General features: G+C 65.4%; 19 protein-coding genes. 12 read left to right on the top strand and 7 right to left on the bottom strand.

Translation table 11 applies throughout. The features are described from left to right. The first annotated feature begins 112 nt into the window (after positions 1 to 112). Positions 113 to 685, top strand: coding sequence for a DUF2147 domain-containing protein (locus ALC15_RS34120; RefSeq protein ID WP_050631092.1), 573 nt, complete (start codon positions 113 to 115; stop codon positions 683 to 685). Between the two features lie 62 nt (positions 686 to 747). On the opposite strand, the gene ALC15_RS34115 is transcribed toward ALC15_RS34120, so the two are convergent. After that, positions 748 to 2,709 carry an SGNH/GDSL hydrolase family protein gene (locus ALC15_RS34115; RefSeq protein ID WP_244486374.1) on the bottom strand — a complete coding sequence of 654 codons (1,962 nt, stop codon included), beginning with the start codon at positions 2,707 to 2,709 and terminating at the stop codon, positions 748 to 750. Between the two features lie 101 nt (positions 2,710 to 2,810). Next, positions 2,811 to 3,887 (bottom strand): lysylphosphatidylglycerol synthase transmembrane domain-containing protein, encoded by a 1,077-nt coding sequence (locus tag ALC15_RS34110; protein WP_050631078.1) that lies wholly within the window; start codon positions 3,885 to 3,887, stop codon positions 2,811 to 2,813. Between the two features lie 594 nt (positions 3,888 to 4,481). Here ALC15_RS34110 and ALC15_RS34105 point away from each other — a divergent pair. The 3 genes from ALC15_RS34105 to ALC15_RS34095 all read left to right on the top strand — a co-directional run bounded on the left by ALC15_RS34105 (position 4,482) and on the right by ALC15_RS34095 (position 10,535). Beyond that, positions 4,482 to 5,900 (top strand): MFS transporter, encoded by a 1,419-nt coding sequence (locus tag ALC15_RS34105; RefSeq protein ID WP_094194292.1) that lies wholly within the window; start codon positions 4,482 to 4,484, stop codon positions 5,898 to 5,900. 79 nt (positions 5,901 to 5,979) lie between these two features. After that, a complete protein-coding gene (locus ALC15_RS34100; RefSeq protein ID WP_094194286.1) occupies positions 5,980 to 7,986 on the top strand; it encodes a S9 family peptidase in 2,007 nt (668 codons plus the stop codon). 146 nt (positions 7,987 to 8,132) lie between these two features. Beyond that, positions 8,133 to 10,535 carry a bifunctional diguanylate cyclase/phosphodiesterase gene (locus ALC15_RS34095; protein ID WP_050631077.1) on the top strand — a complete coding sequence of 801 codons (2,403 nt, stop codon included), beginning with the start codon at positions 8,133 to 8,135 and terminating at the stop codon, positions 10,533 to 10,535. Between the two features lie 38 nt (positions 10,536 to 10,573). Here the strand turns inward: ALC15_RS34095 and ALC15_RS34090 are convergent, their stop codons facing one another. Then, positions 10,574 to 12,016 (bottom strand): MFS transporter, encoded by a 1,443-nt coding sequence (locus tag ALC15_RS34090; RefSeq protein ID WP_162240536.1) that lies wholly within the window; start codon positions 12,014 to 12,016, stop codon positions 10,574 to 10,576. 17 nt (positions 12,017 to 12,033) lie between these two features. Between ALC15_RS34090 and ALC15_RS48010 the strand changes: the two genes are divergently transcribed. From ALC15_RS48010 to ALC15_RS34080, 3 genes are all read left to right on the top strand, one after another. Continuing rightward, positions 12,034 to 12,273 carry a LysR family transcriptional regulator gene (locus ALC15_RS48010; RefSeq protein ID WP_094194291.1) on the top strand — a complete coding sequence of 80 codons (240 nt, stop codon included), beginning with the start codon at positions 12,034 to 12,036 and terminating at the stop codon, positions 12,271 to 12,273. 2 nt (positions 12,274 to 12,275) lie between these two features. Then, positions 12,276 to 13,055: a LysR substrate-binding domain-containing protein gene (locus ALC15_RS34085; protein WP_094194284.1), complete on the top strand. Its 780-nt coding sequence runs from the start codon at positions 12,276 to 12,278 to the stop codon at positions 13,053 to 13,055. Between the two features lie 413 nt (positions 13,056 to 13,468). Next, positions 13,469 to 15,268: an adenylate/guanylate cyclase domain-containing protein gene (locus ALC15_RS34080; RefSeq protein ID WP_050631074.1), complete on the top strand. Its 1,800-nt coding sequence runs from the start codon at positions 13,469 to 13,471 to the stop codon at positions 15,266 to 15,268. Between the two features lie 82 nt (positions 15,269 to 15,350). Here ALC15_RS34080 and ALC15_RS34075 read toward each other — a convergent pair whose 3' ends face one another. After that, positions 15,351 to 15,785, bottom strand: coding sequence for a hypothetical protein (locus ALC15_RS34075; RefSeq protein ID WP_050631073.1), 435 nt, complete (start codon positions 15,783 to 15,785; stop codon positions 15,351 to 15,353). A 71-nt stretch (positions 15,786 to 15,856) separates the two neighbouring features. On the opposite strand from ALC15_RS34075, the gene ALC15_RS34070 reads away from it, so the two are divergent. The 3 genes from ALC15_RS34070 to ALC15_RS34060 all read left to right on the top strand — a co-directional run bounded on the left by ALC15_RS34070 (position 15,857) and on the right by ALC15_RS34060 (position 17,619). Then, the gene (locus tag ALC15_RS34070; protein WP_244486373.1) at positions 15,857 to 16,495 is read left to right on the top strand and encodes a hypothetical protein; all 639 of its coding nucleotides are present in this window, start codon (positions 15,857 to 15,859) and stop codon (positions 16,493 to 16,495) included. A gap of 72 nt (positions 16,496 to 16,567) precedes the next feature. Beyond that, positions 16,568 to 17,161: a YdcF family protein gene (locus tag ALC15_RS34065; RefSeq protein ID WP_050631071.1), complete on the top strand. Its 594-nt coding sequence runs from the start codon at positions 16,568 to 16,570 to the stop codon at positions 17,159 to 17,161. 98 nt (positions 17,162 to 17,259) lie between these two features. Further along, the gene (locus tag ALC15_RS34060; RefSeq protein WP_128089658.1) at positions 17,260 to 17,619 is read left to right on the top strand and encodes a hypothetical protein; all 360 of its coding nucleotides are present in this window, start codon (positions 17,260 to 17,262) and stop codon (positions 17,617 to 17,619) included. A gap of 54 nt (positions 17,620 to 17,673) precedes the next feature. Here ALC15_RS34060 and ALC15_RS34055 read toward each other — a convergent pair whose 3' ends face one another. Next, on the bottom strand, positions 17,674 to 19,017 hold the full coding sequence (locus ALC15_RS34055; protein WP_050631069.1) for an aminotransferase-like domain-containing protein: 1,344 nt from the start codon (positions 19,015 to 19,017) through the stop codon (positions 17,674 to 17,676). Positions 19,018 to 19,273: 256 nt separating this feature from the next. On the opposite strand from ALC15_RS34055, the gene ALC15_RS34050 reads away from it, so the two are divergent. Then, positions 19,274 to 19,435, top strand: coding sequence for a DUF1127 domain-containing protein (locus tag ALC15_RS34050; protein ID WP_094194290.1), 162 nt, complete (start codon positions 19,274 to 19,276; stop codon positions 19,433 to 19,435). A 141-nt stretch (positions 19,436 to 19,576) separates the two neighbouring features. Here ALC15_RS34050 and ALC15_RS34045 read toward each other — a convergent pair whose 3' ends face one another. Further along, positions 19,577 to 20,002 (bottom strand): universal stress protein, encoded by a 426-nt coding sequence (locus ALC15_RS34045; protein WP_021077991.1) that lies wholly within the window; start codon positions 20,000 to 20,002, stop codon positions 19,577 to 19,579. A gap of 155 nt (positions 20,003 to 20,157) precedes the next feature. Next, the gene (locus ALC15_RS34040) at positions 20,158 to 20,706 is read right to left on the bottom strand and encodes a SixA phosphatase family protein (protein WP_050631068.1); all 549 of its coding nucleotides are present in this window, start codon (positions 20,704 to 20,706) and stop codon (positions 20,158 to 20,160) included. 94 nt (positions 20,707 to 20,800) lie between these two features. Here ALC15_RS34040 and ALC15_RS34035 point away from each other — a divergent pair, with 94 nt between their 5' ends. Then, positions 20,801 to 22,300: an NAD(P)/FAD-dependent oxidoreductase gene (locus ALC15_RS34035; protein WP_050631067.1), complete on the top strand. Its 1,500-nt coding sequence runs from the start codon at positions 20,801 to 20,803 to the stop codon at positions 22,298 to 22,300. The last annotated feature ends 39 nt before the right edge of the window (positions 22,301 to 22,339 follow it).

Genomic DNA, 22,339 nt, shown 5'->3' with positions numbered 1-22,339 from the left:
GACCAATGCCGGGGGCATGGGCCATGTCCCGCGTGGCGCGGGCACTGGAACGCTCCGTCAAATGGCCGTAGTCTGCGCGTAGTCGAGTTTGTCGATTGATCAGGTGATGATGATGCGGAACACGCTATCCAGACTTCGGCTGATCTTGGCGCTCGCTGCGACCTTTGCGCTGGCTGCTCCGCTTGCGGCGGCCGCGGCCGAGCCGTCGGCGGCCGGCCTCTGGCAGAAGATCGAGGACGGCAAGCCCGAAGGCTGGTTCCTGGTGATCGAGCGCAACGGCCTGTTCGAAGGCATGATCGCAAAGATGTTTGCATCGCCCGGCGATCCGCCCAATCCGGTCTGCTCGAAATGCACCGACGATCGCAAAGACATGCCGTGGCTCGGCATTCCGCTGATCCGCGACATGAAGCGCAACGGGCTCGCCTATGAAGGCGGCAACGTGCTCGATCCGCGCAACGGCAAGATCTACAAGGCCAAGATGACGCTGAGCGCCGACGGGCAGACGCTGACCATGCGCGGCTATCTCGGCATCTCGCTGTTCGGCAAGGACGAGGTCTGGACCCGGCTGCCCGACACCGCGCTGGCGCAGCTCGATCCCGCGATCGTTGCCAAATATCTGCCGGCGCAAGCCGCTGCGGTGAAGCCGCCGGCGCCTGCGCCGTTGCCTGCGACGAAGCGGCACTAGGACGTTTCACGCTCCGATCCGGATCAGGTGCGCTCGCGTTCGCCCTCGTGCGGCGCGCGCGTTCAGCGCTGCTCCGGCGCGGTCGGCAATGGTGCCACCGGCTCGGACAGCACCTCGGGCACCGCGGTGTTCAATTGCAGCACGGTGGCGGCCGCGGGCACCGCCGCATCGGCCATCGCCGCATGACCTTCGGCGCTGGGATGCACCGCGCCGCCATACACCGCCGACAGGATGCCCCATGTCGCGTCGTGGATGTCGGTTGGCTGCATCGAGGACGGCAGGCCTTGCGGATAGGTCATCGCCGCGAAATAGCTGTCATTGGCGTCGCGAATCCAGCGCGCGCGTGGCAAATAGGCGCGGTATTCGCCGGCGCTGCGGCCGCATTTCAGCGGCTGGCTCGCCGCGGCGACGATGTCGGAGACGAAGCTGTCGCCGTTGGCGGCGAAGCAGTCGCGGTCGAATTCCGGATCGGTCGAGGCGCGCGCGCAGAAGCCGTGGCTTGCGAACGCGTCCTGATGCGCATCGACGAAGGTCATGCGGTCGGCCTGCGGATTGCGGCAGATGATGCCGGACTGGCACTGCGCGATCGCCTTGAGCTGCGGCAGGAACTCGTTCTGCACGAAGCTCGAGACCGAAGCGAGTCGCTTGGGATCGGCGTTGAACGAAGGATGGATCTCGAAGCCGGCGCGGCCGCCGGGGCAGGGCGCGCCGCCATTGGCCAGCGCCGGATTGGCATAGGCGGTGTAGATCACGCGCGACAGGTCGCCGCCGAGCAGCGGCTTCAGCGCATCGCGCAGCTTGGCGAAATCGGCCGGCAGGTCGCGCGCCAGCGCCGAACGCGCATCTTCGACGCTGGCCATCGAGCCGCCCTGGCTGAACAGCGCGCGTTCGGTCGGCGTGTCGACGATCACGTTGGCGACGAGGCCGGAGAAGTAGATGTCGTTGGCGCCGATCGACAGCAGCACGAGATCGAGCGCGCGGTCCGGCTGCCGGCGCTTGGCGGCTGCGAGTGCCGTGCGCAGCTCGGCGATCTGGCCGTTGACGGTGCCCGAGCAGGTGTTGGCGGTCTTCGTCGGCAGGCACTCGCGCGCCTGCTGCGAGCCGAGCAGCCCGTCGGCGATGGTGGCGCCGGTGCAGGCCAGCGGCAGGTAGGTCACCGCGATGTGCGGATATTGCACGGCGAGCGCAAGCGCGGTGCGGGTCTGGTAGCTGTACAGCGAGCGATGGCAGGCCGAGTTGAGCCACAGCGCGCTGTGGCGCTGCCAGTTCGTCAGGGTGTCCGGCGCTTCGCAGGCGCGCCCGCCTTTGAAGCCGGCACGGCTCGGCCGGTAATATTGCGCTCCGCCGAGATAGGAGCGGAAACAGAATCCGTCGTCGGAGAGTGCAATCGCGCGATCGGGATTGCCTTCGCCGGACGCGATGCTGTCGCCGAGGCCCGCGATCAGCAGGTCGCGTACCGCGATCTGCGTCGTCACGCGCTGGTTGGCGTCCGAGCCGCTCGCGACCTCGACGGTCGCGACTGTGGTGCGGCCGTAGCGGACGCGCAGATTGACCGGCTCGGCGCAATCGAAGGTTTGGGATTGCGGCCCGTCGCCGTCGTCGAACGACCAGGCGCAGGTCGCCCCGACCGGAACCGGGCCGGTGAGCCGTACGGTGATCGGATGATCGATCGGCGTCAGGTAGCTTTCCTTGACGTTGTCGCGGGTGCAGGGCTCGCTGACGCGGCCCTGCAGGTCGATGCAGAGCCGATTCACCGTGTTGCGCGCCCAGCCGCGGCCGTCGCTTTGCAGTTCCAGCGCCTGTTCCGAGGCCAGCACGCTGCGGCCGAGCCCGCTTTCGACATGCAGGCGGAAGTCGCGCTCCTCGCGGAACAGGCGGAAGCGGTTGCGGACCTCCCAGGAGATCGAGAGCTGGTCATCCTGCGCCTGCGCGGCCGCCGGAACCAATACCGCGGCAAGCGCGCTGCCGAGCAGCACGCTGCAGACCATCACACGAAACGAAAATCGAACCAAAAAGCCAATCATGGCGCGGTTTGACGCGAGCGGTACGGCGAAAATAAGAGAAGCGGCTGCGGGGACCAAAAATCCGGCATCGAAACCGGGACCGAGGGCTGATAACGTCGCTGTTACCGTCTCAGCCGCCTGATCTGCTGCTGCCGGCTTTCGATCGGTTGCCGCACGGTCGCCGAAGCCGTGCAGGCTTGGCTTAATCTCTTTCGTTCCTGCCATGGCCGCACCACGTTGAGCCACAGCTCGCGCATGCCCATGATCGAGATCGAGATCCCGAACGGGATCAGGAAATAGAGGATCCGGAACACCACCAGCGTCGCCAGCAATTGCTCCTTGCTGAACTCGGGCAGCGCCACCAGCATCGCGGCGTCGAACACGCCGATCGAGCCCGGAGCGTGGCTTGCGAAGCCGAGCAGCGTCGCCAGGATGAACACCACCGCCAGCGAGACGAAGTCGATATGCGGCTCGGTCGGCATCAGGAGGTACATCGCGAGCGCGCAGAAGCCGAGATCGACCACGCCGATGATGATCTGGAGCAGCGTCAGCTTGGCCGAGGGCAGCACCACCTTCCAGCCGTTCTGGCCGAGCTCGCGGCGCTTGTCGCCGGTCAAGAGCCAGACGAAATAGGCGCCGATGCCGGCAAGGCAGCCGAGCGCGATCAGACGGTTCATCGCCGGCGGCAGCAGATCCATCGCCGATGCGGCCGCCGGGTGCCAGGCCATGCCGAAGCCGAGCACGAACAGATTGCCGAGCCAGAAGGTCAGTCCCGACAGAAAGCAGATCTTGGCGACGTCGATCGCGGAGAGGCCGTAGTCGGAATAGATCCGGAAGCGGATCGCGCCGCCGGTAAAGACGGTGGCGCCGATGTTGTGGCCGATCGTGTAGCTGGTGAAGCTCGATAGCGCTGCAATACGGTAGGGGACGTGGGTCTTGCCGATCGTGCGCAGCGCGAAGAAGTCATAGAAGGTGAGGGTGCAGAACGCTCCGACCACGCAGAGCGCCGCGAGCGCGATCCGGTGCGGCGCGATGTCGGTCAGCGCGGTGAGGATGATGCCGGTATCGACGCCCTTCAGGGTGTGGACCAGCGTCGTGATCGCGAACGCGATGATCAACACACTCGCGGCGATCCCGAGCCGTTTCCAGCCGATCGTTTCCTTGAAGCCACGCCTAAGCGCGGTCAGCAGCCGAAGCATTCATCCTCCCGGCAGGGACAATTTCAGTGGGACCCGGTCACGAATGGCGACGGGTGACGGGCAAACGCACCGTACGCGATGACCCATAAGGCAAAACCGATGCGTTGTGCAGCCCTTGACAAGCCAAGGTTCGGCTCCCGTCCAGCGTCATTGTCATACGCCCTACATATGTTCTCGCTCTGCGGAATGTGAGTCGCGGCCATGTCCGCTGCGGCAGCGGACCAGGTGTATGTTCCGGCGTTTCAGCCGGTTTTGTCGCGCTTTTTGCCGATTTTTGCTATCGCCGCGGGGCTGTCGGAGCGAAGCGAATAGACGGTATGCGTCAGCATGGGGACATTGAAGGTGGCCGCGGCGTTTACCAAAGCGTGAAGTCGATGCGTGCATGCGCGTGAAGGGCTGTGGATCACCGTTTGGGCGGGAATGAGGCGCCTTGGGGGGCGGTCCGTAGGTCTATTGAGGCAAAACGCCGCGCAAGATCGCCGCGGCCGCACGGCCCGCGCAACATGGCGATGTCATACTTCGATCAGTAGCGAAGTGTTACTGTGAAACGAAGACCTACCTCTGGCATTGGTTGCGAAGAGCGAGGTCAAGACCATGCAACAGACATCCCCGAACGTCCGGCGCGTGCCGGACCGGCGCGCGGCACGGCATCGGCGGACGGCCGGGCTGGCGGCGACGTTGACGCTCGCTGCCATGAGTCTCGGTTACGGCGTCGTGCAGCTCGACGTCACCATCGTCAACACGGCGCTCAACGCCATCGGCGGCTCGCTCGGCGGCGGCGTTGCCGAGCTGCAATGGGTGGTCAGCGCCTACACCATCGCGTTTGCCGCCTTCATCCTGACCGCCGGTGCGCTCGGCGACCGGATCGGCGCCAAGCGCATCTTCATGGCCGGCTTTGCCATCTTCACCGCTTCATCGCTCGTCTGCGCCGTCGCGCCCGACGCCGTGACGCTGATCGCCGCGCGCTGCGTGCAGGGACTGGCCGCGGCGATCCTGGTGCCGAACTCGCTGGCGCTGCTCCGCCACGCCCATGCGGACGAGACGGCGCGCGGACGCGCGGTCGGCGTCTGGGCCGCAGGCGCGAGCCTTGCATTGACCGCCGGCCCGTTCGTCGGCGGCGCGCTGATCACGCTGGTCGGCTGGCGCGCGATCTTCCTGGTCAACCTGCCGATCGGCCTCGCCGGGTTGTGGCTCGCCTGGCGCTTTGCCGGCGAAACCACCCGCCATCAGCAGCACAGGCTCGATCTGCCCGGGCAAATTGCAGCGATCGCCGCGCTCAGCACGCTGGCCGGCGCGCTGATCGAAGGCGGCGCGCTTGGCTGGAGCAGCCCGTTCGTGGTCGCAGGCTTCGCGCTGGCCGCCGTGTTCTCCGTGCTGTTCGTCTGGCGCGAGGTGCGCGCCGCGCAGCCGATGCTGCCGCTCTCGCTGTTCAGCCACCGGATGTTCGCGCTGACCTCGATGGTCGGCCTGCTGGTCAACGTCGCATTCTACGGGCTGATCTTCGTGCTCAGCCTGTACTTCCAGCAGGTCAACGGATTGTCGGCGTTTGCAACCGGCCTCGCATTCGTGCCGATGCTCGGCGCAGTGCTGCCCGCCAACCTGATCGCGCCGCATGCCGCGGAGCGGATCGGCGCGCCGTCGGCGATCGCGCTCGGCGCCGCGATCTCGGCCGCCGGATGCCTGGCGATGCTGTTGATCGGTCCAGGCACCGGCTATCGCGCGATCTGCCTGCAACTGCTCGCGATCAGCGGCGGCCTCGGCCTGCTGGTGCCGCCTTTGACTTCGACGCTGCTCGGCAGCGCCGAGCCGCAGCACGCCGGAATCGCGGCCGGGGTGCTGAATGCGACCCGGCAGACCGGCAGCGTGCTCGGCGTCGCGCTGTTCGGCTCGATGGTCGGCCGCTCCGCGGCCTTCATGGCAGGCCTGCACGCGGCCCTCGTGATCTCCGCCGGCGTCTTGCTTGCTGCCGCCGCGCTGGTCTGGATCGGTGCCTCATCACAAGCGCGGCAATGAACCAGGCCGTCGTTGCGCGGTCGCGGTGCCGCATTTAACCTCGCGCCGTCGGTGACAGTCGCCGACGGGGGGCAATCAGATGCCTGCGCCAATCGACCGTCGCCTGTTGCTGCGCCGCGCCGCGATGCTTGGCGCGTCGCTGCCATTTGTCGGCCTGATCGGTTCGGCGCGCGGTGAGGCAGCCGCCCTGATCGCGCGCAAGGTATTCTTCGACAATCCTGACTACATCAACGTCCGCCTTAGCCCCGACGGCACGCAGTTGTCCTACGTCGCGCCGCTCGATGGTGTGAACAATCTCTGGGTCGCCCCGCTGTCCGATCCCAAGGCGGCACGGCCGGTGACCCGCGTCACCGATCGCAACATCTCGGCCGGCTATCGCTGGGCACATACCAATCGCCACGTGGTGTTCTTCCGCGAGCGTGACGGCGACGAGAACTGGCGTGCCGCCAGCGTCGACATCACCGACGGGAAGATTGTGCCGTTGTCGCCGGAGACCGGCGTCAGGGCCTTCCTGCAGGAATCCGATCGCAAGTTTCCCGAGGAGATGCTGCTGCGGCACAACCAGCGCGACAAGCGCTACTTCGACATGTACCGCGTCAACATCGTGACCGGCGGCAGCGAACTCGTCTACGAGAACCACGACTACACCGGGCTGATCACCGACAGCACGTTCCAGCTGCGGCTGGCGTCGCGCCTGATCGCCGACGGCTCCGCCGAGATGTTCGAGCGCCATCCGGACGGCAGCTGGGCTCCGTTCATGACGGTGCCGATCGCCGAGACCGATACGACCCAGCTGCTCGATTTCAGCACCGACGGCAAGACGCTGTACCTGATCGATTCACGTGGCCGCGACAAGGCGGCGTTGTTCGCGCTCAACATGGCGACGCGCCAGACCACGCTGCTTGCGGCCGACGATGATGCCGACATCGTGCGGGCGATCTTCGACGAGGAGCGCCGGCCGTTGGCGGCGCTGGCGATCACCGACCGGATGCGCTGGCACGCCGTCGATCAGAGCCTCACCAACGACCTCGCCGATCTGAGCCGCTACGGCGCCGGCGACATCAGCTTCGTCAGCAACAGCGATGATCTCCGCCTCGGCACGGTCCATTTCGAGCGCGACACCGAGAGCGGTGAATTTGCGTTGTTCGACCGCAAGACCCGCGAGGTGCGCAAGCTGTTCACCCAGCGCCGCGCGCTCGACGGTCTCGCGCTGCGCAAGCTGGAGCCGGTCGCGATTCCCTCGCGCGATGGCCTGCGCCTCAACTGCTACCTGACCCGGCCGGTCGAAGCCGAAGCGGGCCGCGTGCCGCTGGTGCTGGTGATCCATGGCGGGCCGTACTACCGCGACAGCTGGGGGTTCAGCCCGGTCCATCAGTGGCTCGCCAACCGCGGCTATGCGGTGCTGGCCGTCAACTACCGCGGCTCGACCGGTTTCGGCAAAGCCTTCGTCACCGCCGCCGACCACGAATGGGGCGGCAAGATGCATGACGATCTGATCGATGCGGTCGATTGGGCGATCGCGCAGGGCATCGCCGATCCGAAGCGCGTCGGCTTCTTCGGCGGCAGCTATGGCGGCTATTCGGCGCTGGTCGCGGCGACCAGGACACCGGACGTGTTCGCCTGCATCGTCGATCTGTTCGGGATCTCCAATCTGGTCACCTTCATGGCGACGATCCCGCCCTATTGGGGTCCGTGGATCAGCATCTGGAAGAACCGGCTCGGCGATCCCGGCACCGAGGCCGGCCGGGCGTTCCTGGTCGAGCGTTCGCCGCTGACCCACATCGACCGTGCCGTGAAGCCGATCCTGATCGCACAGGGCATGCGCGATGTGAGAGTTGTGGCTGCCGAGTCCGAGCAGATGGTCAACGCGCTCAAGCAGCGTGACGTACCGGTGACTTACATCACATTCGCCGACGAGGGGCACGGCTTTGTGCGGCCGGAAAACCGGCTTGCGTTCTACGGCGTCACCGAAGCGTTCCTCGCCAAGCATCTCGGCGGCCGTTGCCAGTCGATCGGAAATGACTTCGCCGGCTCGTCGCTCAAGGTCGAGACCGGAGCCGAACTGGTGCCGGGGTTGCGCGGCTGAGACGAATTGCACCGGCGGATTGCCGTCTTCCGTGATTGTATCGTGCGCATTCAAGGCTTCTTCACCATCCGTGGAACCTTGCTGCGGTGCGGTTACCGTTCGTACACGAATACGCTTGTTCTTATGGGTCCATAACGGGGGCCTATATGTATCGCGTATTCACCTGTCTCACCTTGGAACATGACTGGCGGTTGGTCGTCCTCGGTGGGGTGATCTGCCTGCTCGCCAGCGCCGTCGCGATCAGCCTGTTTCACCGGGCTCGCGCCGCACAGGGCCGCGCCCGTGAGATCTGGATCGGCCTCGACGCGGCCGTCGGCGGTTGCGGTATCTGGGCCACCCATTTCGTCGCCATGCTGGCGTACGATCCCGGCATCGAGGCCGGCTACAACATTCCGATCACGCTGCTCTCGCTGGTGCTCGCGGTTGCGATCCTGGCCATCGGGCTCGCCGTCGCAACGCTCAACGAACGCTGGCCGACGGTCGCCGCCGGTGGCGCCATCGTCGGAGTCGGTGTCGCGGCGATGCACTACACCGGCATGCTGGGGCTGGAATTGCCGGCGCGCGTCGTCTGGTCGCCCGGCATCGTGTTCGCCTCGATCGCATTCGGAAGCCTGTTCGGCGCGCTCGCGCTGGTCGTCGCCACCCGCGGTGAACGTCTTGGCATCACCGCGGCCGCGACCGGTCTTCTGACCGTTGCGATCGTCTCGCATCATTTCACCGCGATGGGCGCCGTGACGCTCTTTCCGGATCCGACCATCGTTCCCGATGGGCTTTCGGTCTCGCCGCGCGTGCTCTCGTTCATGACCGCGGTTGCCGCCTTCGCGATCCTCGGGCTGTCGCTGATCGCCTCCATCCTCGATCGCCGCGCCAAGACCGAGCTCCACAAGCAGAAGGTGGTGCTGGACACCGCGCTCGAGAACATGTCGCAGGGCCTCTGCATGTTCGATGCCGATGGCCGGATCATGCTGTTCAACGAGCGCTACAGCGAGATGATGGGCCGCAGTCGGGTGCCGTTGCAGGGGCGTTTGCTGATCGACGTCCTGCAGGACCTGCATTCCGTCGGCGAGTGGGATGGCGATCCCGAAGAGCTCTGCGAGGCCCTGATCGCCGAGGCGAAGGCCGGCAACAGCGGAACGCGGATCATCAGCCGCAACGAGCGCGCGATCCGTGTCGTCGACCAGCCGATGAAGGGCGGCGGCTGGGTTGCGACTTTCGAAGACATCACCGAATGGCAGCAGGCCCAGGAACAGATTTCACATATGGCGCGGCATGACGCGCTGACCAACCTGCCGAATCGCACGCTGTTCCGCGAGCAGCTCGAGAAGGCCTCGCGGCTCGCCAAGCGCTCCGACCAGCTCGCGGTGCTCTGCCTCGATCTCGATCATTTCAAGGAGATCAACGATACGCTCGGACATCCGATCGGCGATGCGCTGCTCCGCGAGGTCGCGCGCCGGCTCGGCGAATGCGTGACCGAGCACGACACCGTGGCACGGCTCGGCGGTGACGAATTCGCCATCGTGCAGTTCTGCAGCAATTGCGAGCCCTCCGTGGTGTCGTCGCTGGCAAGCGTCGTGGTCGAGCGGATCGCCGCGCCCTACGAGATCGAAGGCCACCAGCTCGTGATCGGCGTCAGCATCGGCATCTCGCTCGCACCCGAGGACGGCAAGGATCCCGACGAGCTGCTGCAAAAGGCCGATCTCGCCCTGTACCGCGCCAAGGCCGACGGACGCGGCACCTACCGGTTCTTCGAGACCGGGATGGATGCGCGCGCGCAGGCGCGCCGGCTGCTGGAGCGTGACTTGCGGCTTGCGCTCGAGCACGACGAGTTCGAGGTCTATTACCAGCCGATCCGCGACGTCGAGGGCGATCGAGTGGTCGCCTTCGAGGCGCTGGCCCGCTGGAATCACAGTCTGCGCGGGCTGATCGCGCCCAACAACTTCATCCCAGTCGCCGAGGAAACCGGACTGATCGTCCCGCTCGGCGAGATCGTGCTGCGCAAGGCTTGCGCGGAGGCCGCAAGATGGCCCGCGGATATCGCGGTTGCCGTCAACCTGTCTCCGGTGCAGTTCAAGAATCCGAACCTGGTGTCGTCGGTGAGGGCGGCGCTGGATGCGTCGGGCCTGTCGCCGGATCGGCTCGAGCTCGAGATCACCGAATCGGTGCTGCTGCAGAACAGCGAGGCGACGCTCACGGTGCTGCACGAGCTGCGCGGTTTCGGCGTCCGCATCTCGCTCGACGATTTCGGCACCGGCTATTCGTCGCTGAGCTATCTGCGCAGCTTCCCGTTCGACAAGATCAAGATCGACCGTTCGTTCGTGACGGATCTGGCGACGCGCGAGGACTCGATGGCGATCGTGCGCGCGGTCACCGGTCTCGGCAAGAGTCTCGGCATCGTCACCACGGCGGAGGGCGTCGAGACCGATACCCAGTTCGACCTGCTGCGCCAGGAAGGCTGCACGCAGGCGCAAGGCTATCTGTTCAGCCCGCCGCGGCCGGCGGCCGACGTCGCCAAGATGTTGCACCGGATGCCGGAACGGTCGGTCGCCTGATTGAACCGGCGTCCGCTTACTGCGTCGATCACTCGCTGCTATGCGGCCTGCTTCCCGTCCATAAGCCAATAGACGATGGTCGTCAGGGCAAGGGTCGATGCGCCTGCAACGATGAACGCGGCGAGATAGTCGCCATTCGAACTGCGTTGCAGGGCCGCGCCCAAAAGTGCGATCCCGAAGCTGAAGCCGATTTGGCGCATGGTGACGCAAATGGCCGATGCGGTCGCGGCACGATCGCTTGGAACGACCGACACGGCGGCGGCAGTGATCTGAGCGTTGATCACCGCACAACCTGACCCGCTGACGAGCAGCGCGATGACCGTCATTGCCAGCGTGTCCGGCCCCCGATTTGCGCCGGAGATCGCACCGAGTGCCACGTCAGCCATCCCGATCAGCGCGAGACCGCCACAGAAGAACGACCGTGACGGGATGCGGGTCGTCAAGGCCGCTCCATAGCGCGGCAACACCATCATCGGCAATGTGAGCGCGACCAGGAGCCAGCCCGCCTCGAGCGGATTGAGCCCCAATGGTCCGCGCGCCAATTGCGGCACGTAGACGAGCAGCGACCAGAATCCGATCGATCCCGCGATCGGGACGAGGCACATTGCGATGAACTGTCGCGATCCGAACAGCTTGGGATCGAAGGCGGGGTTGGGGTGTCGCTGTTCCAACCAAACGAACACGAGCAGCGCAATCCCCGAAGCGGCGAGGCCTGTCAGGCACGTCGCCGACGCGATGCCGCCAAGCAGGGGTGATTCCAGCAACATGAACGCGAGCGCCGCCGACGTGATCGCGAGAAGGCCAGCACCGAGCCAGTCTACCCTGGCGTTCGAGTGCTGCCGGTCGAGGCCGTTGCCGATCTTGCATTGCGCCAGAGAAACCAGCACTGCGCAAAGCGGCAAGTTGATCCAGAAGATCCAACGCCACCCGATCGTATCAGCCAGCAACGATCCGAGCGGCGGGCCGGCGACCATCGAGGCTCCGACGATAGTGCCCCAAAGTCCAAACGCCCGCGCGCGCCGAGGTCCCTCGTAGACACCAGCCAGGAGGGCGGACGAGGTGCTGGTGATGCAGGCACCGGCGATACCCTGCAATGCGCGGAATGTCAGCAAAACGTCGAGCGTGCTCGCGCATGCGCACAGCAGGGACGCCAGGCCAAACAGCCCTGCGCCACAAGTGAACATTCGAACGCGTCCGTATCTGTCGGCAAGGCTGCCTGCGATCGGCAAACAGAAGATCAAGGCAAGGCTGTAGATGTCGATGGTCCAGGCCGCTCGTGCGGAAGCGGCACCGAGGTCGCGGCCGATGTCGGGTAAAGCAGCCGCCAAGGCCGTCAGGTCGACTTGAAACAGGAAGCCGCTCAAGCACGCTGCAAGCAGCGTCGCCGTTTCCCGGGAAATGAGATCGGCGCGATGGCGATCGTTGGCAGGCCGACTGGCGCTCGGTGTTTCATCATCGTTCTGCCGAGGTTTGTCGAGCATGGTCGTTTCCGGCCTCCATGGAGCATGGATGGCCGAGCGACAGGCTTCGGTCGAATGATGGTTCCTCAAAAGCCCATGAATCTGTATCATGGCTTGAGGAAATCGAAATGCCACGCCGCTTGCCACCTTTTGCGCCCCTCGTCGCGTTCGACGCTGTCACCCGCCATGGCTCGTTCACCCGCGCCGCGGCCGAGTTGGGCGTCACGCAGAGTGCGGTCAGCCATCAGATTCGAAAACTGGAGGACACTTCGGGGTAGCACTGCTGCAGCGGCAGAATCCAGGGATCGGGATAACACCTGCCGGCGCGCGGCTCAGGCAAGAGCTTGCAGCAGCACTCGACGCGCTTGGTGCACTGGATGCCCAGGTACGGCGGCGCCCAAATCGCGCGACGTTACGTGTCGGCGCAAGCTCTGCGCTGGCCACGTGGTGGCTGGTCCGCCGGCTGCCGGACTTTGCGTCGCGACATCCGTCCATCAACGTCGATCTCAAGCCATTGGAGACTGCGGAAAGCTCAAAGCGTCCGTTCGACGTGCGAATTGTCTGGAACGCCATCGAAGACGCACGGCGGACGTCGACTCAATTGCCGTTGTTTTGGGAGCGGATTTTTCCCGTCTGTGCGCCGCACTTGTTGCCTCAACGGCGTCCCTTGAAGGACCCCAACGGCCTGCTGGCTTTGCCGCTCATTCACAAGGGCGACAATGGGACCGGCGACTGGGGATGGCCTACCTGGTTCAGGCGTCTGGGTTTGCCGAAATCGGGTGCTGCCGCCGGCAGCGTGACACTGGACGACATCGGAATGTGCATGTCGGCTGCGACCGAGGGAGCCGGTGTGACCCTTGGGCGCTCACTTCTTGTCGCGGATGCGGTGTCTTCTGGACGCCTCGTGTCCGCACTAGCGAATTACCCCATCGTCGAGTGCACGAAAATTCAGGTTGCGCAGTGGCCGGCTCATTTGATCGGCGATCGCAGCGTCGAATTGTTCGTGAATTGGCTCGCTGAGCAAGCCGAGGCGACCGTGAAGAATATGTCGGCTGCATAGTCCGTTCTTGGCACATCGCGTCATTTGGCTGTGTTGCAGAATTTGGTCGCCTTGGCACGGCGGAGGGCGTCGAGACCGATACCCAGTTCGACCTGCTGCGTCAGGAAGGCTGAACCCAGGCGCAGGGCTATCTGTTCAGCCCGCCGCGGCCGGCGGCTGACGTCGCCAGATGTTGCACCGGATGCCGGAGCGATCGGTCGTCTGACTTGATTCTTGTCGGACGCGGTTTCTTGACGCGAACCGGCCTCCACTTGGCTCGGCGTTGTTCGCAAATTGGTAGCGGTCCGCTTTGCACTCGAAAGGTGACGTTGAAACCGAGATGGCGGCATGTCGGCCTTGGGGCCAATAGGCGACGTAGCGGATGGGCAATCCTTTCAACTTGTTGTAGTAAAGTAACTGGTTGGATTGCGACTATGCTGCAGGAGCGGTCAATGCGGGTCCAGCGCAGGTTGACGGCGATATTGGCGGCTGACGTGGCGAGTTATTCGCGGCTCATGCACAATGACGAGGAGGCTACGCACGCCAAGCTCATGAGGCTCCTCGCTGACGGCGTCGAGCCCGCAATTGCGGAACACGGTGGCCGGATCGTGAAGAACACCGGCGACGGGTTCCTGGTGGAGTTTTCGAGCGCGGTCGAAGCGGTTCGGGCTGCGATGAAGTTCCAAGCCCGGGTCCACGAACTTACGACCGGCGACCCGGAAGACAAGCGCATCGCTTTTCGCGTGGGCGTCAACATTGGTGATGTGCTCGTCGAGCCTCACGACATCTTTGGCGATGGCGTCAATATCGCGGCACGACTCGAGGGCATTGCTGTGCCCGGCGGGATCTGCATCTCCTCTGCTGTTTACGAGCAAGTCCAAGGCAAGGTTGGAGGCAAGATCGCCGATCTCGGCGAGCAGAACCTAAAAAACATCGACCGTCCGGTTCGAGCCTATGCCGTGATCTGGGATGAACCCAACCCAACGACACGGTGTCAGCGCACGGGATCGAGCGTACCTTCACCGCCTCGTGTTTCCATCGTTGTACTGCCGTTCGCCAACCTCAGCGGCGATCCCGAACAAGATTACTTCGTCGATGGTGTAACCGAGAACTTGACAACGGACTTGTCGCGTATCGCTGGCTTGTTCGTAATCGCCCGAAACAGCGCGTTCTCATACAAGGGCAAAGCAATCGACGTACAGCAAGTCGGCCGCGAGTTGAACGTCCGGTACGTGCTTGGAGGCTCCATGCAGCGCATTGGCAAGCGGCTTCGAGTGAACGTGCATCTCATCGATGCCGAAAGCCGTAAACATCTTTGGGCCGAGCGCTTCGAAAAACCTGTCGCCGATCTCTTCGATATGCAGGACGAAATCGTATCGAGGCTCGCCAACTCGTTCGGTGCCCAACTCGTTGTAGTCGAGGCACGAAAAGCGGAGCGCTTGCGGCATCCCGACGCACTAGACCTGTTCTTTCAGGGTACTGCCTGCTTGTACAACGGGCCGACGCTTGAGGACTTGGCCAGGGCGCGCGGCTTTTTTGAACGTGCTTTGGTGATCGATCCCCAAGGGGTCGGAGCGGCTTGGGCGTTGATCGGCATGGCAAACGTCGATCTGACAATGGGAGCCGACCTGCTAACGGACGAACGAGCCGCGCTTCTTTCGGCGGCCGAAGCGAACGCGATCAAAGCACGTTCACTAGCTCCCAGCATTGCCGCGGCCCGCCTGACACTGGCACTCATCTACATCAACACAAACCGCGCCGCGCAAGGGATTACCGAATGCGAGCAGGCATTAGCACTTGATCGCAATTTGGCCTATGCTCATGGCGTTATTGGTTTAGCCAAATTCTATATGGGTCGTGCTACCGAGACTGAAGGCCATGTACTCGATGCTCTCCGTCTGTCCCCTCGCGATCTCGTTGCCAACCGGTTGATGCGTTTTGTGGGCATGGCAAAGCTACATCTCGGTGCGGATGCCGAAGCTGTCAGTTGGCTGCGACGAAGCATTGAGGCCAACCCCACTTATCCTCTCGCCCATTTTTCGCTCGCCGCTGCCTTGGGCTTGCTCGGCGCGCTCGATGAGGCGCGAACTGCTGCGAAAGCGGGATTTGCGCTCAACCCGGGCTTTACGATCCGCCGCTTGCGCGCCGCCAAGATAAGCGACAATCCTATTTATCTCTCTGGACAAGAGCGCCTCTGTGAGGGCATGCGCATAGCCGGGGTGCCGGAGGGGTGATGCCGGAGATGGGTCATAAGCCGTCTGTGGCGGCCAAGCGGAGCGACCTACCTCGGAGTCCGGACGTTTACGAGTAGACGCGCTAGTTCTTCCTCAGCGCAAAATAGGCACCGCAAAACGCCATCACGGCGCCGAGGCACAGGGCGGCGAGGCCGGCGAGCACGGCGGAGATGGTCGACACCGCGCTCGGAGCCGAGGCCGCCTGGCCGGCGCCGGCCAGCATCAGCACGCCGACGACGATCAGGAACTGGCGCATCCGCTGCGGAATCTGCCCGGCCACCGCGCTGTGCATCAGGTTGGCGGTGAAGTAGCCGCCGGAGAACCCGACGCTCGCGATCAGCCACCAGGCGATCGCTGCACCTGCCGGCATGAATTCGTGGCTATCGGAGCGCCACAGCCCGCCGAGATCGAGCCCGTAGCGCGCGCCGAGCATATGCACGGCCAGCGCCAGCAGCACGCCGGATATCATCGCGCCGCCGAGGATGAGGTAACGCGGAAAATAGGTCGTCTCGGGCATGACTCGCTTGTAGGATAGGCGTGACACTCCATGCAAGCGCGCGGATGTGTCCGAACAGGTGGAACGGCGGATTGCCAACAAGGTTGCAGCAGCGGTCGGAGGCAGGCGAGGGCGCCGCCGTGCGCTATGCCTACAAGGCCTCGTTGGTCGGCTCGGCGCACCAGTTCGAGCTGACCGAGGATGGGCTGGCGTGGCGGATCGCCGGCCGCTCGGGGGTGTGGGACTACAACGACATTTCCGCCGTGAAGCTGTCCTATCGCCCGGTGTCGATGCAGCAGCAGCGGTTTCGCGCCGACCTCGACAACGCCAAGGGCGGTCGGATCGCGATCCTCTCGACCACATGGCAGACCGCGACGCTGGTCGCGCCGCAGGGGCATCTCTATCGTGACTTCATCATCGAGCTGCATCGCCGGATGCAGGCGGCCGGCAGCACGGCGAGGCTGTCCGGAGGTCTCGGGCCGAAGACATACATCGCGGCGCTGGCCGTGCTGGCGTGGCTTGCAGTGGCGATGGTCGGCCTGCTGGTGATGGCGCTCATGACATCCAACTGGACCGGCGCGCTGTTCCTGCTTGGCTTCGCCGCGCTGTTCAGCTGGCAGGTCGGCGGCTTCGTCAGCCGCAACCGGCCGCGGCGCTACAGCTTCGATCAATTGCCCGAGACGCTGCTGCCCAAGCCGTTGCCCAAGCCGGACCGCAATCAAGCGCAATGAAACGTGACTTCGTGCACTGCCTCGCGCGCGGCATCGTCGGCGTGTGGTGTCGCGAACGGAGCGGGCAGGGGCATGGACGATCGAAGTTTGCGGATGCCGTCCGACGACGAGATCGCCGCGATCAATGCCCGGCACCTGATCGAGACGCCGCTCAAGCCCGCCGATCTCCTTTTCGTGTTCGGCACCCGCGGCGATGTCGCCGAGCGGGTCGACACGGCGGTCCGGCTCTGGCGCGACGGCTTCGCGCGCTGGTCGATCGTGAGCGGCGGCATCACGCCGGGCGATGGCCGCTCGGAATGCGAGGTCATCAAGGCCGCGATGGTCGCGGGCGGCGTGCAGCCGGAGCGGATCCTGGAGGAGCATCGCGCGCAGAACACCGGCGAGAACGTGATCTTCTCGCTGCCGGTGATCGACGCGGCGTTGGGGCTCGCCAATATCAGGAGCGTGATCTGTCTCGGCAACAGCTGGACCGCGCGGCGCTATCCCATGACGCTGCATCGGCACTGGCCGGAGGTCGAGAAGATGCTGGTGACGGTGGACAGCTTTGCGGTCCCGCGTGCGCTCTGGCACACCGTTCCCGAATTTCGTCGCCGCGTCCTGACGGAATGGGACAAGATCGAGCCGTACATGGCGCGGGGATTCATCGCGCAGTGGCCGGTTGCCTGAACGGCAAATCTGTACGTTCTCGCCGGTCCGGACTGTCAGCGGGCTGTAAGCAACACGCTGTAACATTCCGTCTGAATTGCTTCCAGCTGGAGTGTCAGATGACAATCCGGACCCCCGTTCTGGCTCTGGGCCTAGTGCTCTTGAGTGTCGCGCCGGCTCTTTCCAAGGGCGGCAGCGTCGGCAACAAGCATGATCTGGTTGATCCCCATCACATCGATTCTCTGCCGCTCGAAGTGCGGCAATATATTGCCGGAATCTGCAAGGACACGCCGGTCGCGCAGCACGACTTTGCGACCTACTCGCCGCAAGAGAAGCGCTGGCGGATCAACCTCGAATATCTGCAGTGCGGCGTGATCGGGGAGTTTCGCCGAGGCAACCAGTGCCTGGATGTGGACTTCGTCGCCGACGGCGCGCATTTTCGTCTCGCCCGGAAGACGTATGCGGCCTGTGGTTTTTGATGCTCTGTCGCGTCGAGCAGCGGAAGGCCGGCGCCTCGGAGTGAACGTGCGATGTCACTCCGTCGAGTCAAAATCCTCTTCGGTCGCGCTCAGCATTCCCGCCAGCGTCCGCAGGCCGAGGTCCAGTTGCTCCATCGGCGGCGCGGCGAGCGCAAGCCGCACCGCATTGGGCGCGTGCCCAGGCGTGGCGGCGAAGGTCGTCGACGGCGTCAGCGCGATGTCGCGGCGTGCCGCGGCCGCGACCAGGGTCTGCGAGCGCCAATGTGGCGGCAGGGTCAGCCAGAGATGATAGGACTTCGGGTTGGTCTGGATCTCGAAATTGGCCAGATGCTTCGCTGCGATCTGCTGGCGGCGGCCGGCGTCGATTCGCTTCAGCCGTGACAATTCGGCGGCGGTGCCGTCGGCCATCAGACGCTGACCCGCCGCGAAGGCGTATCCCGACGCGGTCCAGCCGCCCGAGCGCACCGCGGCCATGATGCTTTCGCGCAGCCGCGGCGGCGAGACGATGAAGCCGAGCGCAAGGCCGGGCGCGACCTTCTTCGACAGGCTGTCGAGCACGATGCAGCTGTCGGGCGCGAGCGCGGCCAGCGGCACCTCGTCGTCGAGGAATCCATAGACGCCGTCCTCGATGACGACGAGGCCGAGCTTCTCGATCACGCGCAACAGCTCGGCGCGGCGCTCGGCCGGCATCGTGATGCTGAGCGGGTTCTGGATCGTGGGCTGGACGTAGAGCGCGGACAGATGGGCCTCGCGATGCGCCTTCTGCACCGCATCCGGGCGCACGCCGTGCTCGTCCATCGCGAGCGGCACCAGCGTGATGCCGAGCCGCCCGGCAATGCCCTTCACGAACGGGTAGGTCAGCGCCTCGACGCCGCAGCGTCCGCCAGGCGGCACCACGGCGGCGAGCGCCGCGGCGATGCATTGTCGGCCGTTGGCGGTGAACACGATCTGGTCGGGATTCGGCGCCCAGCTCTTGCGCGCGAGGAATTCCGAGGAGATCGTCCGCGCCGCCCGCGTGCCGTAACTGGTCGCCGGCCGCAGCGCGCCCTCGAGCACCTCGGGCCGCTCCAGCCCCTCGAGGCTCTTTGCGATCATCGTCGCCTGGTGCGGCAGCAGCGGATAGTTGAATTCGAGGTCGATGCGGGCGCCGCGCGGCTCGGGCGGGGCCGCGTTGCCGCGGCGCGCCTCGCCGGACACGAAGGTGCCGCGGCCGACTTCGCCGACCACCAGCCCGCGCCGCAACAGCTCGGTATAGACCCGGCTCGCGGTCGAGACCGCGATGTTGCGGTCATAGGCGAAATGACGCTGCGGCGGCAGGCGGTCGCCCGCCTTCAGCGCGCCGCTGGCGATCTCGGCGGCCACCGCATCCGCCAGCTTCAGATATTCGAATCTCGACATTATTGCACCGAGAGCAATGTTTTCCTTGCTCCGAGCAATGTACCGGATCATTTAAGAGGGAACAAGCCCATGATTGCACCGAGGAGAGCGCAAGCAATCCGAGGTCACGACGGCGCAGGTGCTGAAACGGCATTTGTGTCAACGGCATAGCTTTGCCGTCTGGGCATCGATGGAGATGACAATGACGACGATATCCTCAGCCGCCGCAGCGCCCGTGCGGTCCAGTATGTTGGGCGGATTGCTCCGATTGCTCCGCGTGTCGGGCGATGCATTCGCGACCTATTGGGTGCGCCGCGAGGCGATCAAGACGCTGCGCCAGCTCGACGACCGGACGCTGCGCGACATCGGGATCTCGCGCTGCCAGATCGAGACCGCGGTGGCCGGCAACTTCGACCTGGAGCTGGTGCGGATCCGTTGAGCTGATCCCGTGCGGGCGAGGGGGGCCGGGCGGGGAAGCGGCCACCTGGCTCCTTTGCATGGGGTTATTTTCGATATTTCGGCGGCGCGCACCTGCCGCGGTCGTCGAGATGGTGCGCGGTGCGGCCGGACCGATCGCGCTTCAGTGCCGGACCACCAGCACCGAGCATTTGGCGTAGCGCACCACGTGGCCGGCATTGGAGCCGAGGAAGTAGGTGCGCATCGCCGGGCGGTGCGAGGTCATCACGATCAGGTCGGCCTTCATGGTCGCGGCCTCCTCGAGGATCTCGTGATAGATGCCGCCCTGGCGGACCACGCCGGAGATGCGCCCGGGCGCGATGCCGGATTCGCGCGCCACGATCGCCAGCGCCTCTTCCGATGTTTCACGCTGCTGGCTGTCGAAATCCGCCGGCACGTATTCGGCGAGCATCACCGGCGTCATCGGCAGCACGTTGAGCAGACGCACCGCGCCGTTCCAGGTTTGCGACAGCGTCGCAGCGGTTGCGATCGCAGGCTTCGCCAGATCGGTATCGGCGAGGTCGATCGGCACGAGAATGGACTTGTACATCAGCGCCTCCTGTCCGCGATTGGTCTGGAGCCGTTTGGTCCCTGTGGCGGGACGCGCGCCTTCTTGTTCTTGCAGTAGCTCGTGGTCGACGCGAACCGGTCCCCCTGTCGCGCGATCGTCAACATAGCATGGCGGAGCGGCGGTGTCCGCTTGCGTCAGCCGCGCGAGGCCTGCTTCAACAGTTTAGGGCTGACGAACAGGACGAGCTTGCCGCGCCGGAAGGAGACCTCGTTCCAGTCGTCGATCGCGAAGTCGAACACGGCGAGCCCCGAGGTCGGCAGATTGTCGGCGAGCGCGCGCTTGGCCGCCTCGTCGCCGCTGCCGGTCAGCGTCAGCGCCAGCGCCAGCTCGTGCATGCCGGGATTATGTCCGATCAGCATCAGCTGCTTCGGATCGGTGACCGAGGCCATCCGGATCGCGGTCAGCAGCTGCGCCGGATCGGCGCCGTAGAGTTCCGGGACGAAGTCGACCTTCGGCGCAGGTCCCGCGCCCTTCAGTGCCTCGCGCACGATCTCGAAGGTCTGCGTGGTGCGGACCGCGGGCGACACCAGCGCCAGATTGGGCAAAGGCGGGTGGCGAGCGATCCAGCCGCCGATCTCGGCAGCATCGCGGTGGCCGCGCTCGTCGAGACGGCGGTCCTGGTCCTGCCCCGAGGGCGCGTCGTGTTCGGTCTTGGCGTGACGCAGCAGTAGCAAACGGCGCATGGACTTCCATCTCGATTCGGTCTGGTCGAATTAATTCTACAGGCTCATGCCCTGGACAAGGTGACAAGCGCCGCAGCGGTTCGTAAGAAACGACATGAGCGAGACTTCCACAAGTGCGGCGGACGGCCCCGATGCGGCGGCCTCGCCGTTTCGTGACCGCCTGGCGTTCGACCTCGACGTCGATATCTGCGTGGTCGGGGCGGGGCTGGCCGGGCTGACGGTGGCCCGCGAGGCGGCACGGCTCGGCGCCAGCGTCGCCGTGCTCGAGGGCCGCCAGGTCGGCTGGAACGCCTCCGGCCACCATCTCGGCACCGTGATGCCGGGCTTCGGCTTGCCGATCGCAGATGTGATCGAGCGCGTCGGCCTCGATGACGCCCGCGAATTGTGGGCGCTGTCGAAGGAGGGCGCCGACTATGTTCGCGCCACCGCCACCGAGGAGTTGATCCCGGGCATCAGCCCAAGCGACGGCGCGCTGGAGGTCTCCAATGTCGATGTCGGCGAGGCGCTGATCAGCCGCTTGCAGACGCTGGGCGAGGAATTTGCGACCGAAGTCGAAGGCTGGCAGGTCGATCGCGTGCGCAGCGTGCTGCGGACCGGCCGCTATTTCCACGGCATCTACTATCCGAAGGCGTTCCAGATCGACGGCCGCAAATACGTCCACGGCCTCGCCGCGCTGGCGACGCGCGCGGGTGTGCGGATCTTCGAGGAGACGCCGGTCGTCAGCATCGATTTTTCCGGCATCCGCAAACGCATCGTGACGCCGTCGGCGCGACTGCGCGCCAACCACATCGTCCTCGCCGGCAATATCCATCTCGGTGCGCCGCTGAAGCGCCTGTCCGATACGCTGCTTCCGGTGTGGCGCTACGCGGCGCTGACCGAGCCGCTCGGGGAGCGGCTGGCGGAGACGATCGCCTTTACGGGCTCGGTCGTCGACAGCGACGGCATCGACCATTTCCGCGTCGTCGATGGCGATCGGTTGTTGTGGGCCAGTCCCGAAACCACCTGGGATGCGCGGCCGAAGCGGTTCGGTGCAGCCGTGCAGCGCCGCATCGCCACGGTGTTTCCGCAGCTCGGCAAGCCTCCGATCGCCGATACGTTCGGCGGCGCGGTCGGCGTCACCGTGCATGGCATGCCGCAGATCGGCCAATTGCGCAGGGGCCTGTGGGTGGCGAGCGGCTTCGGCCGGCAGGGGCTCAACACCTCGGCGCTCGCGGGCCAGTTGATCGCGCGCAGCATTCTGTGGGGCGATGACCGCTGGCGGCTGTTTTCGCCGTTCGAGCTGGTCTGGGCCGGCGGCACCACGGGTCGCGTCGCCGGGCATTTCGTCAGCCTGTGGGCGAGGGGCGCTTCGTCGGCGGCGGGCGTCCTCGCGCGTTACCGCGAGGGAGCACGGGCGAGGGAGCGGGCCCGCGAGGCACGGCTGGCCGAAGCCAATCTCAAGGCGGGAACCCGGGGGCCGGCACCCCGCCGTCCGCCCGGGGCTGCCGTGCGGCCGGTGGCGCCGCCCGCGCCGCCCCGGCAGATCGAGGATGGCGAGGAGCGGTATCCTCACGCCTCGCAAGAAAGTGAGCGGATATCCGACGGGCGGATGTAACGTCCGGCGGCGGGGTTCGTATCTGTTGGCGAGCCTGTT

It is taken from the genome of Bradyrhizobium viridifuturi, assembly GCF_001238275.1.
Lineage (GTDB): Bacteria > Pseudomonadota > Alphaproteobacteria > Rhizobiales > Xanthobacteraceae > Bradyrhizobium > Bradyrhizobium viridifuturi.
The sequence above is the reverse complement of the archived record's forward strand: the minus strand, read 5'-3'. Positions and strand labels throughout refer to the sequence as shown.